Genomic DNA, 23,094 nt, shown 5'->3' on the forward strand with positions numbered 1-23,094 from the left:
CCTAAAATAATTTACACATCTACCTTCGCATACTTGGCATTGCGCTCGATAAATTCACGACGCGGAGCCACCTCATCACCCATTAACATGGAAAAGAGATGATCTGCTTCAGCGGCCGAATCGATCGTGACCTGCTTCAGACTGCGACGCTCAGGATCCATGGTGGTAGTCCATAACTGCTCCGGGTTCATCTCACCAAGACCCTTGTAACGCTGAACACCAACCGAATCTTCCTTGCCGTCCTTGGCGAGTTCCTTCACCAGGATCTCCCGCTCTTCTTCCGTCCAGCAATAGCGCTCCTGCTTACCCTTTTTCAACTGATAAAGTGGTGGAAGCGCGATGTATAGATAACCCTTTTCAATAAGTGCATGCATATATCGGAAGAAGAACGTAAGGATGAGCGTACGAATGTGCGAACCATCGACATCCGCATCCGTCATAATAATTACCTTATGATAACGCAGTTTCGACATGTTCAACGCCTTGTCATCTTCTTCCGTTCCGAAGCTTACACCCAGGGCTGTAATTATATTCTTAATTTCCTCATTCTCGTAAATCTTGTGTTCCTGGGCCTTTTCCACATTCAGGATTTTACCCCGTAGGGGAAGAATGGCCTGGAAATTCCGGTCCCTGCCCTGCTTGGCAGATCCACCCGCAGAATCACCCTCTACCAGGTATAGCTCGCAAACAGACGGATCGCTGTTCGCGCAATCAGCAAGCTTGCCGGGAAGCCCTGTACCGGAAAGAACATTTTTCCGCTGAACCATTTCACGGGCCTTGCGTGCTGCTGCACGGGCCTGGGCAGCCAGAACAACTTTCTGTACGATCATTTTGGCTTCGCGCGGATGTTCCTCCAGGTAGATGTTCAACATCTCACCTACGACTGTATCCACTGCACCCATCACGTCGGAGTTTCCAAGTTTGGTCTTGGTCTGTCCTTCAAATTGAGGTTCCTGAACCTTCACCGAAATTACGGCGGTAAGCCCCTCCCTGAAGTCATCCCCGCTGATGTCAATTTTAACCTTGTCAAGCAAACCCGATTTATCCGCATAGGATTTCAGGGTTCTGGTAAGCGCCCTTCTAAAACCTGACACGTGTGTTCCGCCTTCAATTGTATTGATATTATTGACATAGGAAACCACGTTTTCGGTGTATGAGGTGTTATAACTCATAGCCACTTCAACAGGTATTTCACCTGTGTCATTGTTCATGAATATCGGCTCGGGGATCAGGTTTTCCCTCGTGCTGTCAAGGTATTCAACAAATTCCTTCAGACCACCTTCAGAATAAAAATCGTCGGATCGATGTTGGCCGTCATCATCTGTTTCACGTAAATCCTTCAGATAAATGTGAATCCCGGCATTCAGATAAGCGAGTTCCCGCATTCGTGATGCTACGGTCTCATACTTATAAACCGTTTCATTAAATATTGTATTGTCGGGCAGGAAATGAACTGTGGTTCCATTATCATCCGTATCACCGATCACAGCAACCGGTGCTTTGGGTACACCACGGCTGTATTCCTGCTGATAAACCTTTCCATCCCGTTTCACCGTGGCAATCAGCTGTGTAGATAGTGCATTCACACAGGAAACACCCACACCGTGCAATCCGCCGGAAACCTTGTACGTATCCTTGTCAAATTTTCCTCCCGCATGAAGTACCGTCATTACCACCTCAAGTGCCGACCGCTGTTCCTTCTCATGCATATCGGTTGGAATACCACGTCCGTTGTCTGATACCGTGATGCTGTTATCTTCATTTATTGTGACACTGATCTTATCGCAATACCCCGCCAGGGCCTCGTCAATGGAGTTATCTACAACTTCCCAAATCAGGTGGTGTAATCCCTTTATGCCAACATCGCCGATGTACATTGCGGGCCGCTTTCGTACTGCTTCCAGTCCTTCCAGTACCTGAATATTACCTGCTGAATATGCTTGTTTCTTGTTAGTGTCTTTTTCGCTCATAGTTATCAATTAGAATCCGGCAAAAATACAAAATTCCAGCCTCTTTTATGGTCATTTTCCTTGCATTATTATCAACTAATCTTTTAGTTTGAAGAATGTTCAGACGAATAGTTTTAATTCTGATTTTTTGTAGCGTTGCGATGTCGGATCTAACCGCCCAACGCGGGGAATCAGACCGGTACCGGGCGGCTTTGCTCAGGATAGAAAAGTATAAAAACCTTCCGAATAAGGACACTATCTATTATCTCAACCTTTCGAATGCCCGGTTGAATAGGATTCCTGATTTTGTGTTCGAATTTCCGAATCTTCGCACCCTGGATCTTTCCCGGAACAACATTCAAAACCTGGACAAGCGGCTGTTACGGCTGGACTCCCTGAACAAACTAAACCTTTCCCAAAATAACCTTGCCGAAACCCGTTTGAAGGTAGGCCGGGGGGTATCCCTGAAGGAGCTTGATGTATCAGACAACGGACTGAAAAAGATTCCCTGGCGCCTCAAACGACTTGGTGGTCTGCAGATCCTGAATTTGTCGGGAAATTCCTTCACCGATATTCCACGGCGGACAAGAAAATTCGACCAGCTCACACATTTGCTTATCAGCAATAATTGCCTGGTAATTTCAGACAAAAGACTTCGCAGGCTAACCGGACTGGAACTTCTATCCATGAACCGGTGCGATGTACAGGTGATCCCAGAAGGCTTAAAGGAGCTGCGCAACCTTAAGGACCTTCAGCTGGCCTATAACAATATTAAATTTCTTCCCGACTGGATTGATACCCTCGATCGGCTCGAACACCTGATGTTGTACCGGAATAACCTTACGGAGCTTCCCGATTCATTCTACAGGCTGGATTCCCTTCAGATTGCCGATCTGTATTACAATGAAATTGAAAGTGTGAGTCCGCAAATTTCAAACCTGAAAAATCTGAAGGTACTTTACCTTTCCAACAACCGGATTTTTAGGGTCCCGGAGACACTTGGAGAGCTTTCGCAGCTGGAGGAATTATATTTACATCATAACCGCATCAGCTATCTCCCAGAAGAGCTGTCAAAACTATCAAAGCTTCGGGTTCTGAGGGTAAATAATAATTATCTGACAGAATTTCCCGGAACGGCCCTGACCCTTGGCGAATTATATGATCTTGACATCTCGGAGAATTCAATCGAATCCATTCCGGTGGAAATTGCGGAACTCAAAAATCTTAGGTACTTCTTCTATCTGAACGTCCCGCTGGATGAAAGCAGACCGGGTTACGACGAGCTGTTGGAAGCACTTGAAGAAATGCGTCTAAGGGGAACGATTATTAATTACCGCACCGAAGGTTCATATGAGGATTTGATCGATAAAAATTAATACAATCCAACACGCAGCATCACCAGCGTACATGCCTCATCCACCTCTATATCACGTTCACGTGCCATCCGCTCAAATTCCGGATTCTCCGTACCCGGATTGAAAATGATGCGTTTCGGCTTTAAGGAAAGAATATAATCGTAGTAAGGCACCTGATTCGCCGGACCCAGGTAAAGTGTGACGGTATGGATCTCGCCAGGATCCGGGAAATTCCGTATATCCTGTATATCCTGCCCTGCAACCTGTCCTTTCTTTATTCCCAGCAGTACGATATCGATCCCGTATTCAACCAGCATCTCCGCCGCAATGAACGCATAGCGGGAAGGATTCGTGGTTGCTCCAATAACGGCCGTTCTTTTCATTTCTTTCTGGCATAAAGTTGGTGGATCGCTTCAGCACATCGTTCACCGTCCATTGCCGCCGATACGATTCCTCCCGCGTAGCCCGCTCCTTCCCCGCAAGGAAAAAGGCGCGGCACCGCAACATGCTCGAGCGTGGTTTTATCCCTGGGGATCTGAACAGGTGAGGAAGTTCTGCTTTCCACTCCCACAAGCTGTGCCTCATTGGTGAGGTAGCCTTTCATGATTTTACCAAAATGTCGCAGACCCTGCTCCAGTCGGGCTGCGACAGGCACGGGAAGAACCTCATGCAGATCAACAGACATCAGACCGGGTTGATAGGATGTATCGGGAAGCGTGGCGGATACCCTCCTTTTCATGAAATCTGTCATCCGCTGTGCCGGGGCTGTCTGGGTTCCACCGGCAACCTGACAGGCACGCTGCTCAACTGCAGCCTGGTAATGCATGCCGGCCAGTTCTGCATATTGTTCATAATCCACAAAATCTGCCGCATCAACAGCCACCACGATTCCACTGTTGGCAAAACGAGAATTTCGCCGGGACGGACTCATACCATTCACAACAACCTCACCTTCATGAGTGGCAGCTGGAACGATAAATCCGCCAGGGCACATGCAGAAGGAAAAGACCCCTTTTGCAATTCCCTGGTGTCGCGCCTGGTACACCAGCGAGTAGGAAGATGCAGGCAAATGTTCATTACGCGGTCCTGTGCAATGATACTGTATTTCATCAATCAGCGCCTGCGGGTGCTCAATACGAACACCAAGGGCAAACGGCTTAAGTTCAACCGGAATCGAACTGTTCACCAGCAATTGAAATATATCCCTCGCCGAGTGGCCGGTTGCCAGTAAAACACTGATTCCGTCCCGTTTACCACCATCAGCCAGGCGTACTCCCTTCATACCTGAAGAGTCCTGCAAAAATCCGGTCACCCGGGTATCAAACATAATTTCACCACCAGCCCGAAGTATACTTTCCCGGATATTGGTCACAATCTGCGGTAACTTGTTAGTCCCGATATGCGGATGTGCCTCAAAAAGAATTTCTTCAGTTGCACCATGGGCTACAAGTATTTCCAGAATTCGCTGGACATCGCCCCTTTTTTTCGATCGGGTGTATAATTTTCCGTCCGAATAGGTTCCGGCCCCACCCTCTCCAAAGCAATAATTTGAATCGGGATTTACCTTGTGTTCCTTATTGATGGCCGCCAGGTCCCTGCGCCGTGCGCGAACATCTTTTCCACGCTCAATGATTACAGGGCGCAGTCCGAGCTCGATCAATCGCAGTGCGGCAAACATTCCTGCCGGACCTGCCCCAACGATAATTACCTCGGGAGCGCTGCTTACGTCGGGAAAGTTAGTATGATATGAAATCAATTCAGGCAGCGGCTCGTTCAGAAATGCTTCGGCTGCAATATTTACTTTCACAGGGGACCGTCGCGCATCGATTGAACGACGCATAATCCGCACATCGGCCGAAGGCATTTTGGCTTTTCGGCGGACTTCTTCCAAAAGCAAATTCTCATCATACCCTTTTTCGGGTGGCAATGTGAGCTGAATGGTTTTTTTCACAGGACAAAAGTAGCCATTTCAGACTATCTTCTGCGATTATTGGAAAAAGGAAATACATATCCCACCATCAGGCCAAATCCAAACCGGAAAGAAAACTTATCCTGGTCCAAATCACTGAAAACTTCTGTATAATACGGGGGTTCCTTGAAACTTCTGTAACTGCCACCCAGTGTAATGTAGGAATCAATGGTAAATCCCTGTTCAGAGGTAGATCGCATAATGCGATACCCCAGTAAAACGGAGCCATCAACGCGATTTTCTGAACTTGAAATTTTATCGATCTCGCCGGGATTGAGCTCAATGCGTGCATAGTGCTGCAAACTGTTGAACCTTAATTCATATCCGAAATACCAGAGCCCAAACTGGGAAGGGTTATAAAATCGCTGCTGAAACGCCACCTGGTATCCACGTTTAAAGGTTTCATTCAGCGCAATGTCGCTATCATTCTTAAAAAATGGATCTCGGATGCCGGTAATACTAAGCTGATAACCCAATCGGTCTTCCATATACATTTCAAGAGAAATCGGAAAACGCCCGATGAGTGTCATCAGGGGATTTGATTCCAGGATCAGTCCGTTGTATTCATTAAGCCTGCGATCGAAATAACCGGTCTTGCTGCCTTTGAATTTGTAATCTGCCACGCCATAATTCCGGGGATCTCGTGTGGGCCGCGGATCTGGCAGGTTTATCAGTTCTTCACCCTGATAAATCGGCATATAATAACCGGTTAGCGTACCTTCTTCATCAAAAAGTTCCCATCGGCCGACCCGTTTTCCATTTTCAATCGTTCCGCGTGTCTGCAGTCCGCCATCCGGATAAAACCCGACATAGGTTCCACGGCCTTTTTCAAAGGTGCATTTTCCTTCGACAGCCCCGTCTTCAAAATAGTATACCCATTCTCCTTCACTCAGACCATCTTTGATTTGCCCTTCGGCACGAAGTTCACCTGATTTATAAAACTCCCGGTAAGGCCCGCTTCCATTGTCGAAATTAGCACTTCCCTTGATAGTGCCTCCCGGATAGAATATCTCCCAGTTCCCTTGTTTGGCACCCTGACGGAATGCGCCCCGTGACGAAATATCACCCTGCTGATCATAATAATCCCAAACACCAACCGCGACGTTATCATCATAGGCTCCCCTGGATGCAACCACCCCGCTGTCATGATAAAATACCCACTCGCCGTTTCTTTTATCTCTGCTAAACGACCCTTCTGCCTCTTTTTTACCGGCTTTACTGAAATATTGCCAGTACCCGGTACGAAGATTTCCCTTCACAGGGCCGCGGGCATGCAGTTCACCTGAAGAATAATATTCCCTTCTTTCTCCGCTTCCGGCAGAATAGGCGGTCTTACTCGAAAGCTGCCCGTCTTCGAAGTATCCTTTCCATTCCCCATCACGCAAACCTTCCGTGAAATTACCGGCTTCTTTCAACGTGCCATTCTCATAGTAAAATTTCCAAAATCCCACCTGGCGCTGACTGTTAACAAAGCCTTCCATGCTTTTTTCGCCGCTCTCATAGAAATATTCATAATAGCCATCATTCCCGTCTCCTGCCTTTACCTGTGCGCGCGTCTTGAGAGTACCTGTCTCGTAAAAAAATTCCCAGACCCCGGATGCCTCATTATCCTGAAACTGTCCGCGCGATTCCGGTTCACCATTAAGATAGAATGATTTGTAGGGACCCTCAAGAATGTTTGACAATGTATCCTTTACATAATAAACTTCTTTCAAACGGGTATTTTCCGGGTCATGAAAGGTCTCTCTCTTAACCTGGGCGGTAACATGGGCACAATAAATTGACCCTATAAAAATATATAGCAGAAAAAATCTCACCTGTTCGGGTATTAACCCCTAAAAAATTTCTATTTGCCGGGGGAAAGCTGATCCAATACCCACTTCTTGCCCCAGTTCTCCTGTTCTTCTCTCGACCAAATTTCCGGAAAAAATATTATCCGCTGAAACCTCGGGGGCAGATAACGCTGCCAGTTTGTTCCGCCCGTGGCTGCAATGTCCTCCGGATCTTTGTGAAGGTATTTGACGGCCGACTTATAATGTGCCAGCGGCCATAATACATTAGCAAACAAGTCGAATTTTTTCAACTCTTGCTTGATTTCCTCGGCAGTATCCTGATCCTTGTAATATTTACGATACAATTGCAGGAAATTTTTTGCTTTCAGCCGGTTACCTTCCTCGATAAACTCATCCATATACTTCTCCTCGAACTGGCGAAGGGTAAGTGTTTTTTTGCCTGAAGCAAGCTCGGTACTTCCTTCCTTCCAGTAAATTTGCTGTAGAAGGGATTCTACAGGATCATCAGAATTAGCCTTTTTGCGGGCTTCAGCTGAAAGCAGATTGAAAACATCCGTAGCCTGGAATTCGATGAGCCGGTACTGGGCCGACTGAAATCCGCTGGAAGGAAGCAAAGACATCCGGAATTTCAGGAACTGACCACGATCCATCCCTTCAATCATGATATCAAATGAATTCTCCAGCATCTCAAAATAACGATTGATTCGGCGGACCTTTTCGACAAACTCCTCCCCGGGAAGAGGGGGATCCGCGGAAGTCACCTGATTCATTTCCCAAAGGATGAGCTTAAAATAAAGTTCTGTGAACTGATGATATACAATAAAAATCATCTCATCCTTAAACCCGGTTTTAGGATTCTGAAGACTCAACAATGTGTCCAGGTGAATATAATCCCAATAAGTAAGATAATCGGCATACAGAAGTCCGTCCAGGTAGGATGAAAGGTCCTGGCCCATTACTTCGTATTTCTCCTCCAGTTTTCTGATCTGGTCCAGAATTTTATCGTCTATTTCTGATTTGTCCATCCCGCAGCTAGCTCATTGTAAAAAAGGTTATGTAAATTTGAAATTTAAATATGAATAACCCAAATAAGCGAGATAATGTCATATAACGGAGCAGATGAGCAAATTGGAGCTAAAAAGCCAACCAAGCAGGACATGTTTGAGTCACCGGATTTCTACATGATCGATGATCTTTTAACGGAAGAGCATAAAATGATCCGTGGTGCCATTCGTGATTTTGTGAAGAAAGAAATATCACCCTATATCGAGGATTGGTGCCAAAGAGCTCACTTTCCGGTTGAAATAGTGAAAAAATTCGGTGAGATTGGGGCATTCGGACCAACGGTACCGGAGGAGTATGGCGGTGGCGGCCTGGATTATATCAGCTATGGCCTTATCATGCAGGAAATCGAACGTGGTGACAGCGGTATGCGCTCCACCGCATCTGTTCAGGGATCCCTTGTCATGTACCCGATCTATAAATTTGGTTCCGAAGAACAAAAGAAAAAATACCTGCCAAAACTTGCATCCGGAGATATGCTTGGCTGTTTTGGACTTACAGAACCCGACCATGGCTCCAACCCCGGTGGTATGGTTACCAATTTCAGGGATATGGGGGACCATTATTTACTGAATGGAGCAAAGATGTGGATCTCCAATTCCCCTAAGGCAGATATTGCGGTAGTTTGGGCGAAGAATGAGGAAGGGCGAATTCACGGACTTATCGTGGAACGCGGAATGGAAGGTTTCAGCACACCTGAAACCCATGGAAAATGGTCGCTGCGGGCAAGTGCAACCGGTGAGCTGGTATTTGATAATGTAAAAGTTCCTAAAGAAAATCTTCTGCCGGGTAAAAGCGGACTGGGTGCCCCGCTGATGTGTCTTGATTCGGCACGGTACGGCATCGCATGGGGAGCACTCGGAGCGGCGATGGATTGTTATGATTCTGCACGCCGATATGCCCTGGAAAGAATTCAGTTCAATAAGCCCATCGCCTCTTTTCAGCTTGTCCAAAAGAAGCTATCGGAAATGCTGACCGAGATTACCAAAGCACAGTTACTTAACTGGAAACTCGGAAAAATGATGGATGAGGGCAAGGCTACAACACCACAAATCTCAATGGCAAAGAGAAATTCGGTCGAAGTTGCTTTGAATATCGCCCGTGAAGCCCGTCAAATACATGGGGGAATGGGTATCACCGGTGAATATCCGTTGATGCGCCACATGATGAACCTGGAGTCAGTGATCACCTATGAAGGCACGCATGACATTCACCTCCTGATTCTAGGTGCGGAAATAACAGGAATTCAGGCGTTCAGTTAATCGTTCTCCTGTTTTACGTACGCCTTGATCGTGATACGCTGTGCCGGTGATATCGGGTCGTTGGTATAGACCGTAACTGATTTCTGCTGATTTCCGAGCCGGCCTTTGGTATCGAATGAGACCGTGATCGTTGCTTCCTTCCCACTTTTGATCGTGGTTTTGTCGATAGAGGCATTGATACATGCGCAATTACCTTCCACCTGTCTTACCTGGAGGTCTGACTGTCCTGTGTTGGTGATGGTAAATTTTGTTGAATAAACGGAATCCCGTTCAATGCGATCAAAATCAAATACAGGGCCATTAATTTTAAGATGAGCAGCTTTCTTCAACTCATCATCCGTCATGGGAGGAAAGTATTCTGCAATGGTTGTATATACGCTGATCTGCTTTACCGGTTCTTCGGTATCATTGGTGAATAGGGTAATGTTTTCCGACTGAAACCCCAGATCACCCAATTGTTTTGCATGATAGACGATCTTCAGTTGGCCGGAACTTTTGGCGGCCAGTGTATCCGGCTCAAATGAGGCCGAGATGTGATTGGGCTGCCACAGGCTGTCGATATGCATCGGGATATCAGATCCGTTGTAAAGATCAAATGTTTTCTCGGCGGGCTCATCCGTGGTTAACACTTTACCAAGATTTACAGATCGGTATTTCATATGAAGATTACCCAGTAAGGTTGGCAACTCTTCTTCGGGTGAGCGTGGTGCAGGCAGAACATTACCCTGGAGATACAGGGTGACGGGGGGCACTGCGCCATCAAAATTTACCTGAAGGTTTTTACTGAAGGTTCCGATCCGGTCGGCGTTATACCTGGCCTGTACAAAGCCAGTCGACCCGGGGGCAATCACATCATTCGACCATGAAGGTACGGTACAGCCACATGATGCTTTTACATCACTGATCCGAATGGAATCTGCTGTATTGTTGGTGAATGTAAATGAATGTTCAAAGGGGCCCTGATCTTCTCTGACGGAACCAAAATCGAAGGTGCGCACATCAAATTGAACGGGTTCTGAAAGTTGCGCCGTTGCAGATGACAGCAGCACAAGTAGGAAAAAGTTGAACAGCAATATTCGCATTCTCAAAAAATTTTATCAAACATACATAATTATTGTTATTTACTGGATCGAAGCATTATTGATTAACGATGCAAAAGACTGCCATTTATATATGATTTTAGTTTATTTGTGAAAAATTTCAACGTATGGCCAGAATACTTACAGGGATACAGAGCAGTGGCAGACCGCATTTGGGAAATATTCTCGGAGCCATTGTTCCGGCAATCCGGCTTTCGGAAGATCCTTCGAACGAGTCCTTATTTTTTATTGCTGATTTACATTCGCTTACTTCACTCAAAGATGGCGAGCAACGCAGGGAGAATGTGCGTGCGACGGCAGCCGCATGGCTTGCATTTGGTTTTGATACCGACCGCAACATATTTTACCGGCAGTCGCACATTCCGGAAGTTTGTGAACTGGCCTGGTACATGAACTGTTTTGCGCCGTTTCCAATGTTGGCGAATGCGCACAGTTTCAAAGATAAGTCGGACAAGCTTGCGGATGTTAATGCAGGACTTTTCACCTATCCGGTACTGATGGCTTCTGATATCATTTTGTACGATGCCAACTTTGTACCGGTTGGCAAAGATCAGAAGCAACATCTTGAAATGACCCGGGATCTGGCAAGTGCCTTTAATCATCAATACGGCGACACATTCGTGATTCCCGAAGCACGGATTGATGAGTCGGTCATGACCATTCCGGGAACTGACGGGCAGAAAATGAGCAAGTCATACGGAAATACGATTGATATTTTTCTGCCGGACAAGCAGTTAAGGAAACAGGTGATGACGATTGTAACGGACAGCACTCCGCTTGAAGAGCCGAAAAATCCGGACACGTGTAATGTGTTTACGCTCTACAGTCTGCTGGGCAGCCCCGAACAAATCGCAGAGTTGCGAAAGAATTACCTGGGAGGGAATTACGGTTACGGCCATGCAAAGCAGGCCCTATTTGAACTGATGCTGGAGAAATTCAGGAAGCCAAGGGAAATTTTCAATTTTTACATGGAAAACCCTTCTGAGCTTGAACGGAAATTAGTGGATGGTGAAGCGAGGGCCAGGGAAATTGCCATTCCGGTACTCAAGAAAGTCAGGGAGAAGCTGGGATTTCTTTAGTAGTCAGTAGTCAGTAGTCAGTAGTCAGTAGTGGCTGGATTTGGTTAGTGATCAGTGATGAGTGATACGGCTGCAAAATCCTCATGATTAGCATTCTACCCATCAGGAAAATGACCTATCTTATCCTGAATGAACAATTTTATGAAAGTCTTCCAACGAGCATAGACTTTTGATAAAGACAGACGCAAACCATGCACTATAAACTACTAACTATACACGAACGAAAGCCAAACACTACTGACTACTGACTACTGACTACTGACTACTGACTACTTAACCGCCGTCCAAAGCGTTTCCTTCTTCTCCTTGCCCACCAGTAAAACAATACGGGTTGGATTTGGCAGAAGAACGAGTTTTGTATCAGGATTGGAATAGTCATCGACATCTACGAAAACCCCCTGCCCGGCAGGAACATCGAATCCTTCTGCGGTCTTTACAATTTTGTTGGGAATATATGCGATGGGCAGCAGGACATCACTGTCGGGACACATTTCGTCGTGCACGTGATGAAGCGCATCATCAAGATAGGATCCATACTTTTCCATGAAGTCGTCTTCCAGGTCATGAAGTTCTTCTTCCTTTTCATCATAATGGGCATCGGCATAATCAAGTGCTGCCAGGGCCATTTTTGCATTTATGAGCACAGTTAGATCACGGTCGAGAGAGGTAATATCCATAAAATTCAGATAATTGGATTAAAAAAATGTCTGCCTGACAAATGAACTAATTATTCTTATTCTAAAAAAGTTACTTCATTGAAATTTCTTTTTAATACAGCAGCCAAACCTTTAAATTAGCATAAACGTCAAGAGTTATGAGCCAGACAGATTTTCTTCCCCTACTGGGCACGGATCACATTGAATTTTATGTAGGGAATGCCAAGCAGGCATCGATCTATTATCAGTATGCATTTGGATTTGAATGGGTTGCCTATGCGGGTCCGGAAACAGGTGTGCGTGATCGTGCCAGTTATGTGTTGCAGCAAGGAAAACTGCGCTTTGTTCTTACCTCATCTTTGCAGGAAGATAGCGAAATTACACGCCACGTTGCCCGCCACGGGGATGGCGTGAAGGTACTTGCATTATGGGTTGACGATGCCGAGAAGTCCTATTATGAAACATTGAGCCGCGGAGCGGTCTCCGCCGCCGCCCCAAAAACGATCAAAGATGAATTTGGGGCCGTTACAACCGCTTCCATAAAAACCTACGGAGATACCATTCATACTTTTGTTGATCGCTCCAATTACACCGGCCCCTTCATGCCGGGTTTTGAAGCACGCAAAAGTCCTTTCCCTGTGAAGCCGATCGGCTTTAAATATGTTGATCATTGTGTTGGCAATGTTGGCTGGGGAGAGATGAATACCTGGGTTGAATTCTATGAGAAAGTAATGGGTTTTTCATTGCTGGTCACTTTTGATGATAAGGATATTTCCACAGATTATACGGCATTAATGTCGAAGGTGGTGTCAAATGGCAACGGATACATCAAATTTCCAATCAATGAGCCAGCCGAAGGAAAGAAGAAATCACAGATAGAAGAATATATTGATTTTTACAATGGTGCAGGAGTTCAGCATATCGCCATAGCTACTGACAACATTATCGATACTGTAGGGGAATTGAGGCGCAGAGGTGTTGAGTTTCTTCATGTACCCGAGACGTATTATGAGGACCTCAAAGATCGTGTGGGTGAAATTGATGAAGACATCAAACCACTGAGAGATCTCAATATCCTGGTGGACCGCGACAATGAAGGATACCTGCTTCAGATATTTACAAAACCTGTACAGGACAGACCGACTGTTTTTTATGAAATTATTCAGCGAAAAGGTGCAAAATCGTTCGGAAAAGGTAATTTCAAGGCATTATTTGAAGCAATTGAGCGTGAGCAGGCATTGAGGGGAAACTTATAAAAAATAAATCAACAATTATATGACAGAAGTTCAGGCCAAAGCCGAGAAGTGGCTAAACAGTTCCATCAGTGATGATGCCAAAAAGCAAATCCGGGAGCTCATGGATCAGCCGGATGCGCTGATGGAAGCATTCTATAAAAACCTTGAATTCGGAACAGGCGGATTACGGGGTATAATGGGAATGGGTTCCAACAGAATGAATAAATACACCATCGGAATGGCAACGCAGGGCCTGGCTAATTACCTGATCAAAGAGTTTCCCAACCAGCAGATCAAGGTGGCAATCGCACATGACAGCCGCAATAACAGCCGCTTTTTTGCTGAAACAACGGCGGCTGTATTTTCAGCAAATGGAATCAAGGTATATCTGTTTGAGGCATTGCGACCGACACCGGAGTTGTCCTATGCCATCCGGCACCTTGGCTGTCAGAGCGGCGTAGTCCTTACCGCCAGCCATAACCCAAAGGAATATAACGGATACAAGGCGTATTGGGATGATGGCGCACAGATGGTTGCGCCCCATGACACCAATGTAATCAATGAGGTGAATGCAATCGCTTCTATCGATGAGGTGAAGTTTGAAAAGAATGAAGACCTTATAGAACTCATTGGCGAAGACGTTGACAAGGCTTACCTGGCTGAGCTGAAAAAGCTGTCTTTATCACCGGAGGCGGTTCAGAAAGTCCATGACATGAAGATCGTCTTCTCTCCCATTCATGGCACAGGTATCACACTGGTTCCCAAAGTACTCGACGCTTTCGGGTTCACCAATGTTACGGTGGTGGAAGAACAGGCCACACCAAACGGGAATTTCCCCACTGTCGTTTACCCGAATCCCGAAGAAGCCGAAGCCATGAAACTGGCCATGGAGAAAGCACGAGAGATTGATGCCGATCTCATTATGGCTACAGATCCTGATTCCGACCGTGTGGGCATAGGGTGCAAAAATAATAAAGGTGAATTCCAGTTACTGAATGGAAACCAAACAGGTTCATTGCTGATTTATTACGTGCTGCTCCGCTGGCAGGAACGGAATATGCTGGATGGCAACCAGTTTATTGTTAAAACTATTGTAACAACCGATCTGATTGAGCGGATTGCAGAGGCTTTCCATGTTGATTGTTACAATACACTCACCGGATTTAAGTATATCGCTGCGATCATTAAATCACTCGAGGGTAAAAAGAAATTCATTGCGGGCGGGGAAGAAAGCTACGGTTACCTGATTGGTGATTTTGTTCGTGATAAGGATGCCATTGCCTCCTGTGCAATGATTGCTGAAATGTGTGCCTATGCAAAAGCAAAAGGTCAGACCTTATTCGATATGCTGCTCGAAATGTACGTGAAGTTTGGCTATTACAAGGAAAGCCTGATCTCCATTACCAAGAAAGGCATGAAAGGCGCGGAAGAAATCCAGGAAATGATGGCTTCGTTCAGAACCAACCCTCCTGCCTCTTTCGGAGGCTCCAGGGTCGTAAAGGTTATCGACTACAAGGCAAGTACATCAAAGGACCTGCAGACCGGTACAGTTGAAACGATCGACTACGAAAAATCCAATGTTCTTCAGTTTTTCACTTCCGACGGTTATAAAATTTCCGCGAGGCCATCGGGCACGGAACCTAAGATAAAGTTTTACATGAGTGTAAATGCGCCGCTGGCTTCTCAGGAGGATTTTGAGCAGGTTACCAATGCCCTTGATTCGGTACTTAATGAAATAAAAGCAGATTTATCTTGATTTTAAATAATTGATCTTTAACAAGTTAGGACTTAACAATTCAAAGAATTGAACTTGGTTTAAGAAAGAAGACAAGAATAAATACCCATTTTATGGGATAATTTTTGCCTCAAAATATGAGTATATTCAGGAATTGAATATATTAGTATGAACCAAGCGACCACTCGCCGACATATGCACGCAGATTCAGATGTACTCATGCAGAAGTTGGAATTCATCATGGAATCCCCAACTGAAAGGAACCGGTATAAGCGACTTAAAAGCTACAAGGACAAGCTGAATTTTTTGAAGAACCACTTCATAATGTCCGACATGGCCATACGGCTGCTGGAACGACAGTATCTTTTAAGTCCGGACAGCCAGGAAGAGCTTATGAATAAAGTGGATCAGATTATATCACGTATGGAGAGCTGATCAGCTCTTTTCGCGAATTTCATTAATCATATTTTTGATATGTTGCTCAGCTCCGAAGAGATTGGAGTAAACAGCCGCTATTCTGTGATCACTGTCGAGCAAATAGGTGATACGTTTCGAGACGTTCACAAAAGGCATTCTGGCATCATACATTTTTGAAACTTTACCATCCAAATCAGCCAGGAGGTCAAAGGGAAGAGCATGTTTCTCCTTAAATTCAAGATGCTGACGGACCGTATCCGTACTGATCCCGTAGACATCTATCTCAAAATCCCTGAAAATATCAAAATGATCCCTGAAGGAGCATGCCTGCCGGGTACAACCGGGTGTAAAATCTTTTGGATAGAAATACAGTATAAGTGGTTTTCCTTCGGCCGATTTACTTAATGTAAATGGTTCGCCGCTCGTAGAGTTGAGCGTGAAATCAGGGGCTTTGGAACGTAATGTTAATGCCATAGGATTATTATAAATCAGTGAAGAACAAGGTCAATTTCTTCCGCTTCGGCATTTCCCTGTTCATCAATATTACTTAACCGAACCACTTTTAATTCATTGATCAGCAATGGATCATACTTCACACCTACACGAATGTAATTTTCAGTGTAGCCGTACATTTTTCCATCCTGAATATCTTCTTCAAACAAAACCGTACGGATACTTCCCAACTGACTTTCATAATAAGCCCTGCGTTTCTTTTCGGAGAGGATTCTCAGCATTTTCGACCGGCGATTTCTCTCTTTATGCGGCACACTGTTTACCATTTCAGCAGCCGGTGTATTCGGTCTTTCGCTGTAGGTAAAGACATGGAGATAGGAAATATCCAGCTCGTTCAGAAATTTATAGGTTTCCAGGAAATCGGCTTCGGTCTCGCCAGGAAAACCAACGATTACATCCACTCCGATGCATGCATCCGGCATTTCCTGACGGATCTTTGCAATTCGGCTGGTATACAGATCGGTAAGATACCTCCGCTTCATATTTTTCAGGATACGATCAGAACCGGACTGCAGGGGGATATGAAAGTGTGGAACGAATTTCCCGGATGCTGCGACGTGCTCGATAATCTCATCATTCAGAAGATTGGGTTCAATCGAGGAAATCCGAAACCTGTCTACCGCTACCTGGTCATCCAGCGCCCGAACGAGATCAATAAAACGATCTTCACGTTTGCCATTTCTTATGCCAAAATCTCCGGTATTTACCCCTGTAAGAACAATCTCATGCACTCCTCTTTCGGAGATGTCCTGTGCCTGGCTGATTACTTCCTCTATGGTACTGCTTCTGCTTTTGCCCCTGGCCAGCGGAATGGTGCAGAAGGTACAGCTGTAATCGCATCCATCCTGAACTTTAAGGAATGTTCTCGTCCGATCATCAATGGAATAGGACGGCTCGAAGGCATTGGCATGATCGATTTCAGAAGCCAGAATACGCGCTAAGGGCTCTCTTTTAAAGCCATCGAGCAGTTCAACAAGTCGAAATTTTTCTGCTGCCCCGAGTACCGCGTCCACCCCTTCTATTTCTGAGATCTCTTTTGGTTTTAACTGGGCATAGCAGCCAATGATGGCAACGTAGGCTTCCGGCGAGATTTTTCGCGCTTCCCGAACAATCTTGCGGCATTTCTTATCGGCATTGTCGGTAACCGAGCAGGTATTGATAATAAAAATATCAGGTGTATCTGTGAAGTCGGCTTTTCTGTAGCCCTTTTCTTCGAACTTCCGGGAAATCGCAGATGTTTCGGAAAAATTCAGCTTGCAGCCCAATGTATAGAATGCCACTTTTTTCATGAGGCTGCAAAGATACAAATTTTCGCTAAGTGACTAATGTGATATTGTGGCGTGATTGACAATTGCACCATCCCGGATCTCAAGTTTCCTGTCGGCCATATTTGCCAGTTCTTCGTTATGGGTAACGATCACAAAGGTCTGATTAAACTCCTTTCGAAGTTCAAAGAAGAGCTTATGGAGATCTTCGGCATTTTTTGAGTCCAGGTTTCCTGAAGGTTCATCCGCAAAAACGATTGCCGGATCGTTGATGAGTGCCCGGGCTACTGCTACCCGTTGCTGTTCACCACCGCTTAATTCGGATGGCTTGTGATCCTTTCGCTCCCCTACTCCCAGGCGATCCAGCAGTGCCATGGCACGTTGTTCAACTTTTCCAGCATCTGCCCCAGAGATGTAGCCGGGAATGCAGACATTTTCCAGGGCCGTAAACTCTGCCAGCAGATTATGGAACTGAAAGATAAATCCGATTCGCTTATTACGGAAAGCAGCCTTTTCTCTTCCGCGCAGTTTGCTCATCTCCTGGCCGTTAATAATCAGCACACCGTTGTCAGGTGCATCAAGCGTTCCCAGGATATGCAGGAGTGTACTTTTTCCGGCTCCCGAGGAACCAACGATCGAAATTATTTCTGAAGGCGCAACATGCAGATCTATACCTTTCAGCACCTTTAGATCACCATATGACTTTATAATACCCCTTGCTTCTAGCATAAATCAATTCAGATTGAATGAAGAGGTTCAAACTTACTAAATAGATTTTAGACATGGCGTCTTCGATGATTTTAAAATGACATTTGTTGTTAGATACACGCAAAACGGTTAGTTTCGTGCAAAAATTTGATAGCATGAACATTCACGAGTATCAGGCAAAAAGTATTCTGAAAAACTACGGTGTTAACGTACAGCGCGGCATTGTTGCCGATAACGCCGATAAAGCGCATACAGCGGCAAAAGAACTACATGCAGAGACCGGCACAAGTTGGTATGTGATCAAGGCACAGATCCATGCGGGGGGTCGCGGTAAAGGAAAAATTCGCGAAACCGGCTCAAATGGAGTTGTGCTGGCAAAATCTCTTGCAGAGGTTCCTGAGAAAGTGAAAAATATCCTGGGCGGTACGCTTGTTACACATCAGACCGGAGAAGAGGGTAAGCGTGTAAACAAGGTGTTGATTGCCGAAGATGTCTACTATCCCGGGGATTCAGAACCTAAGGAATTCTACCTTTCAATTCTGTTGGATCGCGGAACAAGCCAGAATGTTATTATGGCATCCACTGAAGGCGGAATGGATATTGAGGATGTGGCAGCCAACACACCTGAAAAAATTATAAAGGAATGGATTGATCCTGCCGTTGGTTTACAGGGCTTCCAGGCTCGGAAAATCGCGTTTGCGCTCGGATTGAGCGGAAATGCTTTTAAGGAAATGGTAAAATTCATTTTCTCATTGTATAAGGCATATGAAGGTACGGATGCATCGATGTTCGAAATCAACCCTGTGCTGAAGACTTCTGATGACCGCATTCTGGCAGTTGATGCCAAGGTAAATCTCGATGACAACTCTTTGTTCCGTCATAAGGACCTTGCCGAAATGCGGGATTTGTCGGAAGAAGACCCATTGGAAGTTGAAGCAGGTAAATCCGGACTTAACTACGTGAAGCTGGACGGAAATGTGGGATGTATGGTGAACGGTGCCGGACTGGCGATGGCCACAATGGACATCATCAAGCTGTCGGGCGGAGAGCCTGCCAATTTCCTTGATGTGGGAGGCGGAGCCAATGCAGAAACTGTTGAGGCAGGTTTCAGGATTATACTGAAAGACCCGCATGTAAAAGCCATTCTGATCAACATTTTTGGTGGTATCGTACGTTGCGATCGTGTAGCGAATGGTGTGGTTGAAGCATATAAAAAGATTGGAGACATCAACGTTCCCATCATCGTAAGACTACAGGGAACAAATGCCGAGGAAGGTGCCAGGATCATTGAAGAATCCGGATTGAAGGTATCTTCGGCCATTGTATTGAAAGACGCGGCAGAAAAAGTAAAAGAAGCAATCTCCTAGGAGTGGATCGTTTCACTCAGCCTGCCTGCCTACCTGACGGCAGGTAAACCGGCAGGCAGGTGGAGCTCTTCGTTCAGTGGAGCGCTTCACTCGGTGGACAGCCTGCCTACCGGCAGGCAGGTATGTTGACAGTAAATAGTTGCGTCCGTAGTTCAACTGGATAGAATACCAGATTTCGGCTCTGGGGGTTGAGGGTTCGAATCCTTCCGGACGCACTTAAGAATGGAAAGCCACCCGCCTTTGGCGGATGGCTTTTTTGTTACCGTTCGAATCAAGCCGCAGGCTTGATAGTCAGTAGTCAGTAGTCAGTAATCAGTAGTCAGTAGTCAGCCTGCCTTCCGTTTTACCTGCCGTCAGGCAGGTAGACAGGTCGTCAGCGCCGAAGGCGTCCGCCTCTGGCAGATAGTCACCAAACTTGTTTCGCCTGTGGGACATTCAAGAATCTATACCAAAACAATTCGTCCAATCGTATTCCATTAAGGCAAATCAGGAAGTAGTAACATCTCATTCACTTTTCGGTAAAGGGCATTTACAACCCAATTTTTACAAATAAATACCTGAATCTGTCAAAAAATGATCTTTTTAAGATATTCATTCTTCAATTTCAGAAAGTTAATTAGTAACTTGTGGCTTAATTCGTGCGAATCCTGACCTATGAAGAAATATACGATACTAACTATTCTGATCGTCACCCTTTTCAGCAGTGTTGCGTGGTCTCAGTCATTCTATAATTTCAACCGGCAGCGTGATATTATCCTGTCGTTTGGAACAGGGACCAGCGCATATTTCGGGGACCTCAACGACCCCGGAGATATTTTCGATACCCGCTGGAATATCAATCTCGGTCTCGAATATTTCTTAAACGATAGAATTTCCGTCCGTGGTGAGCTGATGTACTTCTCGCTCGCTGGAGATGATGAATCATCCAATACTGAGGGCCGCGTGCGCAGGAATCTTTCTTTTACGTCTGATAACGGTGAATTGAATTTTGTAGGAATTTTTAATTTCCGCAGGAATGGACGCCGCTTCTACCAGCGGCCAGGTGTCAACGGATATGTTTTCGGGGGATTAGGTTTGGCCTATTTTCAGCCAAAAGCCATCGTACCAGATGTATATGTAGACGATTTTGGAAATTCCACTCCCCTGCCTAATGCTGGAGAGAAAATAGCCCTGAAGCCTCTCATGACAGAGGGCGTAGATTACAACCGTGTTTCACTTGTAATTCCATTCGGTGGTGGCGTACGTTTTAAAGCGGGTCCTTTCTTTAACATCGCATTGGAAGCCGGCTATCGCATTACCTTTACCGACTACCTGGACGATGTGAGCACCACATTCCGCGATCAGTCAATTTTCGGGAATGACCTTACTGCTCGTGCATTAGCAGATCGCCGGCCCGAGATCGGACTACCACGCCTGGCACCCGGCAAACGAAGAGGGGATTCATCTGATAATGACGGGTACATGATCTACAATATCAAGGTTGAGTATTACCTGCCTACTCACATCATGAGTACCAGTAAGTTTAAAAAGAATAGACGTCGAAGTAAGCGACCCAGATCTCAATAAAATCAGAAGCCCGTTAGAAACGGGCTTTTTTATTATTCAATTTTTAACAAGTGCTATTTAAAGAGGAGTAAAACTAACTCAGCCCATTACTCCGTTAACCATCCTCAATAAGAAGATATCCCTTCAGGGACATTAATACTTAATACTGTCAGTTGGGGTTGATCATTTTATCAAGCACCTGGAATTCAGAACTATTGCTCTTAAACTCAGGTACAATTGATTTCATTTGTGCGACGATCTCATATGGGTCGCGCTGGGTATTGGTGAGTTTTTCAAGGGACGCAATAGACCTCAAAATACTTTCATATTCATATTGAACCACAGTAGCGATCATGATCTTCTCATGGTGGGTAGGCTGTGTATTTTCCTTGTTCGCGAGCAATTCTTCATAAAGCTTTTCTCCATCACGCAAGCCAGTGAAAACGATATCGATATCTTTATTCAATTCAAGGCCCGACAGCCTGATCATCTTTTTAGCCAGATCAACAATCTTAATGGACTTGCCCATATCAAAGATGAAGATCTCTCCTCCATTACCCATCGCCCCTGCTTCCAAGACAAGCTGACAAGCTTCAGAAATGGTCATAAAATAGCGCGTGATCTCCGGATGAGTGACGGTCACAGGTCCGCCGTTGGCGATCTGTTTTTTAAAGAAAGGTATCACCGAACCATTCGACCCAAGTACATTGCCAAAACGTGTGGTAACAAACATAGTGCCCTCTCCTGCGGCATGTATATGATTATTGAGAGACTGTACATAGATTTCAGAAATACGCTTGGAGCACCCCATAACATTCGTGGGATTAACCGCTTTGTCAGTAGATACCATCACGAATTTCTTAACCCCCAATTCCACTGCCGCGTCTGCCAGGTTTCGGGTACCCAGAATATTGCAACGCACAGCCTCAAAAGGATTGCGTTCCATCAGGGGCACATGCTTATAGGCAGCAGCATGAAAAATGATATCCGGCTTATGCTTACGCAGGATTTCAAGGATTCGATCCTTGTCACGAATATCCGCTACATAGCAATGAAATGGATTCTTTACTTTTTTTGCTGAGATTTCCATCTCAATCTCGTATAGTGGTGATTCAGCCTGGTCGATCAGGATAACGCTTGCTGGATTGTATTGAAATACTTGTCGTACCAATTCACTTCCAATGGAACCCGCAGCACCTGTTATACAGACATGCTTATTATTAATCTGACGTTCAACCTCCTCATTCTCCAATTTAATGGATTGTCTTCCAAGCAAATCTTCAATATTGATCTCCTTAATCTGCTTAAAGCTGAAGTCACCTTTCATCCACTCCTCAGCTTTCGGGACTGTCCGAACCCGGATATCGTGCTTCAAACACAGATCCACAATATCATTCTTTCGTTCGAATGACAGTTTATCAATACTGATGATCAGTTCATCCGCATTCAACGAGTTAAGGAGCAATTCAAAGTCATCCTGAGCAGAGTAAATCTGCGTTCCATTAATAAACTTTCCAACTTTACGAATGTCATCTTCCACGAAAGCCACTACTTTCAGATCAGAATCGGGGGTACTATCGATAACCTGCTGAGTGATGATTCCCAGTTGGCCGGCACCAAAAATTATGACCCTGCGGTTTTTACTGGTAAGCTTTCTGTAATAGCTGAATATATTCTTGATCAGCAGACGATACTGATAAAGGAACAGAAATGAAGCCAGGAATGAAATGAGCAGAACGGAATACGGGATCAGGTTTGCCTGGTAATTTGAGTAGTAAATCATATTTACTGCTACAACCATCAGAACCGAAAGAGCCAGGGTATAGAATAACCGCACTCCGTCACGAAGACCGGTATAACGTACAATACCTGCATAACTTCGCGTGAGCAGGATTGCACCCATTACACAAAGAACGTTCACCAAAATACCGATTTCGGCATTATAGGCGACAAGTTGCTCTGTTACAAAATTAAATCTGAGAAGATATCCAAGAAGCGTAGAAAAAGCCACCAACCCCAGGTCAATAAGAATAATGACCCAGCGAGGCAGAATTCTAAGTTTTAGTATGAGTTGGGTTATCAAG

19 protein-coding genes and 1 tRNA gene are annotated in these 23,094 nt (G+C 45.4%); 9 read left to right on the forward strand and 11 right to left on the reverse strand.

Annotated features, from left to right (window positions below; all coding sequences use genetic code 11):
• Positions 1 to 11: 11 nt before the first annotated feature.
• A complete protein-coding gene (gene gyrB / locus LDX50_RS00810; protein ID WP_225696503.1) occupies positions 12 to 1,970 on the reverse strand; it encodes a DNA topoisomerase (ATP-hydrolyzing) subunit B in 1,959 nt (652 codons plus the stop codon).
• A gap of 95 nt (positions 1,971 to 2,065) precedes the next feature.
• On the opposite strand from gyrB, the gene LDX50_RS00815 reads away from it, so the two are divergent.
• Entirely contained in the window at positions 2,066 to 3,325 is a 1,260-nt protein-coding gene (locus LDX50_RS00815; protein ID WP_225696504.1) for a leucine-rich repeat domain-containing protein, read from the forward strand.
• Here LDX50_RS00815 and LDX50_RS00820 read toward each other — a convergent pair.
• The 4 genes from LDX50_RS00820 to LDX50_RS00835 all read right to left on the reverse strand — a co-directional run bounded on the left by LDX50_RS00820 (position 3,322) and on the right by LDX50_RS00835 (position 8,091).
• Positions 3,322 to 3,687, reverse strand: a complete 366-nt coding sequence (locus LDX50_RS00820) for a CoA-binding protein (RefSeq protein ID WP_225696505.1) — start codon at positions 3,685 to 3,687, stop codon at positions 3,322 to 3,324. The genes LDX50_RS00815 and LDX50_RS00820 overlap by 4 nt on opposite strands.
• The gene (locus LDX50_RS00825) at positions 3,684 to 5,255 is read right to left on the reverse strand and encodes an NAD(P)/FAD-dependent oxidoreductase (protein WP_225696506.1); all 1,572 of its coding nucleotides are present in this window, start codon (positions 5,253 to 5,255) and stop codon (positions 3,684 to 3,686) included. The genes LDX50_RS00820 and LDX50_RS00825 overlap by 4 nt, the downstream gene beginning before the upstream one ends.
• A gap of 23 nt (positions 5,256 to 5,278) precedes the next feature.
• A complete protein-coding gene (locus LDX50_RS00830) occupies positions 5,279 to 6,988 on the reverse strand; it encodes a toxin-antitoxin system YwqK family antitoxin (protein WP_225696507.1) in 1,710 nt (569 codons plus the stop codon).
• Between the two features lie 131 nt (positions 6,989 to 7,119).
• Entirely contained in the window at positions 7,120 to 8,091 is a 972-nt protein-coding gene (locus LDX50_RS00835; RefSeq protein WP_225696508.1) for a tryptophan 2,3-dioxygenase family protein, read from the reverse strand.
• A 75-nt stretch (positions 8,092 to 8,166) separates the two neighbouring features.
• Between LDX50_RS00835 and LDX50_RS00840 the strand changes: the two genes are divergently transcribed.
• A complete protein-coding gene (locus LDX50_RS00840) occupies positions 8,167 to 9,390 on the forward strand; it encodes an acyl-CoA dehydrogenase family protein (RefSeq protein WP_225696509.1) in 1,224 nt (407 codons plus the stop codon).
• Here the strand turns inward: LDX50_RS00840 and LDX50_RS00845 are convergent.
• Positions 9,387 to 10,472, reverse strand: a complete 1,086-nt coding sequence (locus LDX50_RS00845) for a DUF1573 domain-containing protein (protein WP_225696510.1) — start codon at positions 10,470 to 10,472, stop codon at positions 9,387 to 9,389. The two genes, LDX50_RS00840 and LDX50_RS00845, sit on opposite strands and share 4 nt — an antisense overlap.
• Positions 10,473 to 10,597: 125 nt before the next feature.
• On the opposite strand from LDX50_RS00845, the gene trpS reads away from it, so the two are divergent.
• On the forward strand, positions 10,598 to 11,569 hold the full coding sequence (trpS, locus tag LDX50_RS00850; RefSeq protein ID WP_225696511.1) for a tryptophan--tRNA ligase: 972 nt from the start codon (positions 10,598 to 10,600) through the stop codon (positions 11,567 to 11,569).
• A 269-nt stretch (positions 11,570 to 11,838) separates the two neighbouring features.
• Here trpS and LDX50_RS00855 read toward each other — a convergent pair whose 3' ends face one another.
• Positions 11,839 to 12,246 (reverse strand): hypothetical protein, encoded by a 408-nt coding sequence (locus LDX50_RS00855; protein ID WP_225696512.1) that lies wholly within the window; start codon positions 12,244 to 12,246, stop codon positions 11,839 to 11,841.
• A gap of 137 nt (positions 12,247 to 12,383) precedes the next feature.
• Between LDX50_RS00855 and hppD the strand changes: the two genes are divergently transcribed.
• The 3 genes from hppD (at position 12,384) to LDX50_RS00870 (ending at position 15,630) form a co-directional block, all read left to right on the forward strand.
• Positions 12,384 to 13,481: a 4-hydroxyphenylpyruvate dioxygenase gene (gene hppD, locus LDX50_RS00860; RefSeq protein ID WP_225696513.1), complete on the forward strand. Its 1,098-nt coding sequence runs from the start codon at positions 12,384 to 12,386 to the stop codon at positions 13,479 to 13,481.
• A gap of 19 nt (positions 13,482 to 13,500) precedes the next feature.
• Positions 13,501 to 15,216 carry a phospho-sugar mutase gene (locus LDX50_RS00865; RefSeq protein WP_225696514.1) on the forward strand — a complete coding sequence of 572 codons (1,716 nt, stop codon included), beginning with the start codon at positions 13,501 to 13,503 and terminating at the stop codon, positions 15,214 to 15,216.
• A gap of 147 nt (positions 15,217 to 15,363) precedes the next feature.
• The gene (locus LDX50_RS00870; RefSeq protein ID WP_225696515.1) at positions 15,364 to 15,630 is read left to right on the forward strand and encodes a hypothetical protein; all 267 of its coding nucleotides are present in this window, start codon (positions 15,364 to 15,366) and stop codon (positions 15,628 to 15,630) included.
• On the opposite strand, the gene LDX50_RS00875 is transcribed toward LDX50_RS00870, so the two are convergent.
• From LDX50_RS00875 to LDX50_RS00885, 3 genes are read right to left on the reverse strand one after another with little or no spacing between them, the layout of a single operon-like run.
• Entirely contained in the window at positions 15,631 to 16,086 is a 456-nt protein-coding gene (locus LDX50_RS00875; RefSeq protein ID WP_225696516.1) for a peroxiredoxin, read from the reverse strand.
• 14 nt (positions 16,087 to 16,100) lie between these two features.
• Complete coding sequence (mtaB, locus tag LDX50_RS00880; RefSeq protein ID WP_225696517.1) at positions 16,101 to 17,414, reverse strand: tRNA (N(6)-L-threonylcarbamoyladenosine(37)-C(2))-methylthiotransferase MtaB; 1,314 nt, start codon at positions 17,412 to 17,414, stop codon at positions 16,101 to 16,103.
• 33 nt (positions 17,415 to 17,447) lie between these two features.
• A complete protein-coding gene (locus LDX50_RS00885; RefSeq protein WP_225696518.1) occupies positions 17,448 to 18,119 on the reverse strand; it encodes an ABC transporter ATP-binding protein in 672 nt (223 codons plus the stop codon).
• 134 nt (positions 18,120 to 18,253) lie between these two features.
• On the opposite strand from LDX50_RS00885, the gene sucC reads away from it, so the two are divergent.
• The 3 genes from sucC (at position 18,254) to LDX50_RS00900 (ending at position 21,031) form a co-directional block, all read left to right on the forward strand.
• Positions 18,254 to 19,465, forward strand: coding sequence for an ADP-forming succinate--CoA ligase subunit beta (gene sucC, locus LDX50_RS00890; protein WP_225696519.1), 1,212 nt, complete (start codon positions 18,254 to 18,256; stop codon positions 19,463 to 19,465).
• Positions 19,466 to 19,606: 141 nt separating this feature from the next.
• Positions 19,607 to 19,680 (forward strand) — tRNA-Arg (locus LDX50_RS00895).
• Between the two features lie 439 nt (positions 19,681 to 20,119).
• Complete coding sequence (locus LDX50_RS00900) at positions 20,120 to 21,031, forward strand: hypothetical protein (RefSeq protein ID WP_225696520.1); 912 nt, start codon at positions 20,120 to 20,122, stop codon at positions 21,029 to 21,031.
• A gap of 148 nt (positions 21,032 to 21,179) precedes the next feature.
• Here the strand turns inward: LDX50_RS00900 and LDX50_RS00905 are convergent, their stop codons facing one another.
• Positions 21,180 to 23,093 (reverse strand): polysaccharide biosynthesis protein, encoded by a 1,914-nt coding sequence (locus tag LDX50_RS00905; RefSeq protein ID WP_225696521.1) that lies wholly within the window; start codon positions 23,091 to 23,093, stop codon positions 21,180 to 21,182.
• Position 23,094 lies beyond the last annotated feature (1 nt).

This window comes from Fulvivirga sedimenti (genome assembly GCF_020328055.1).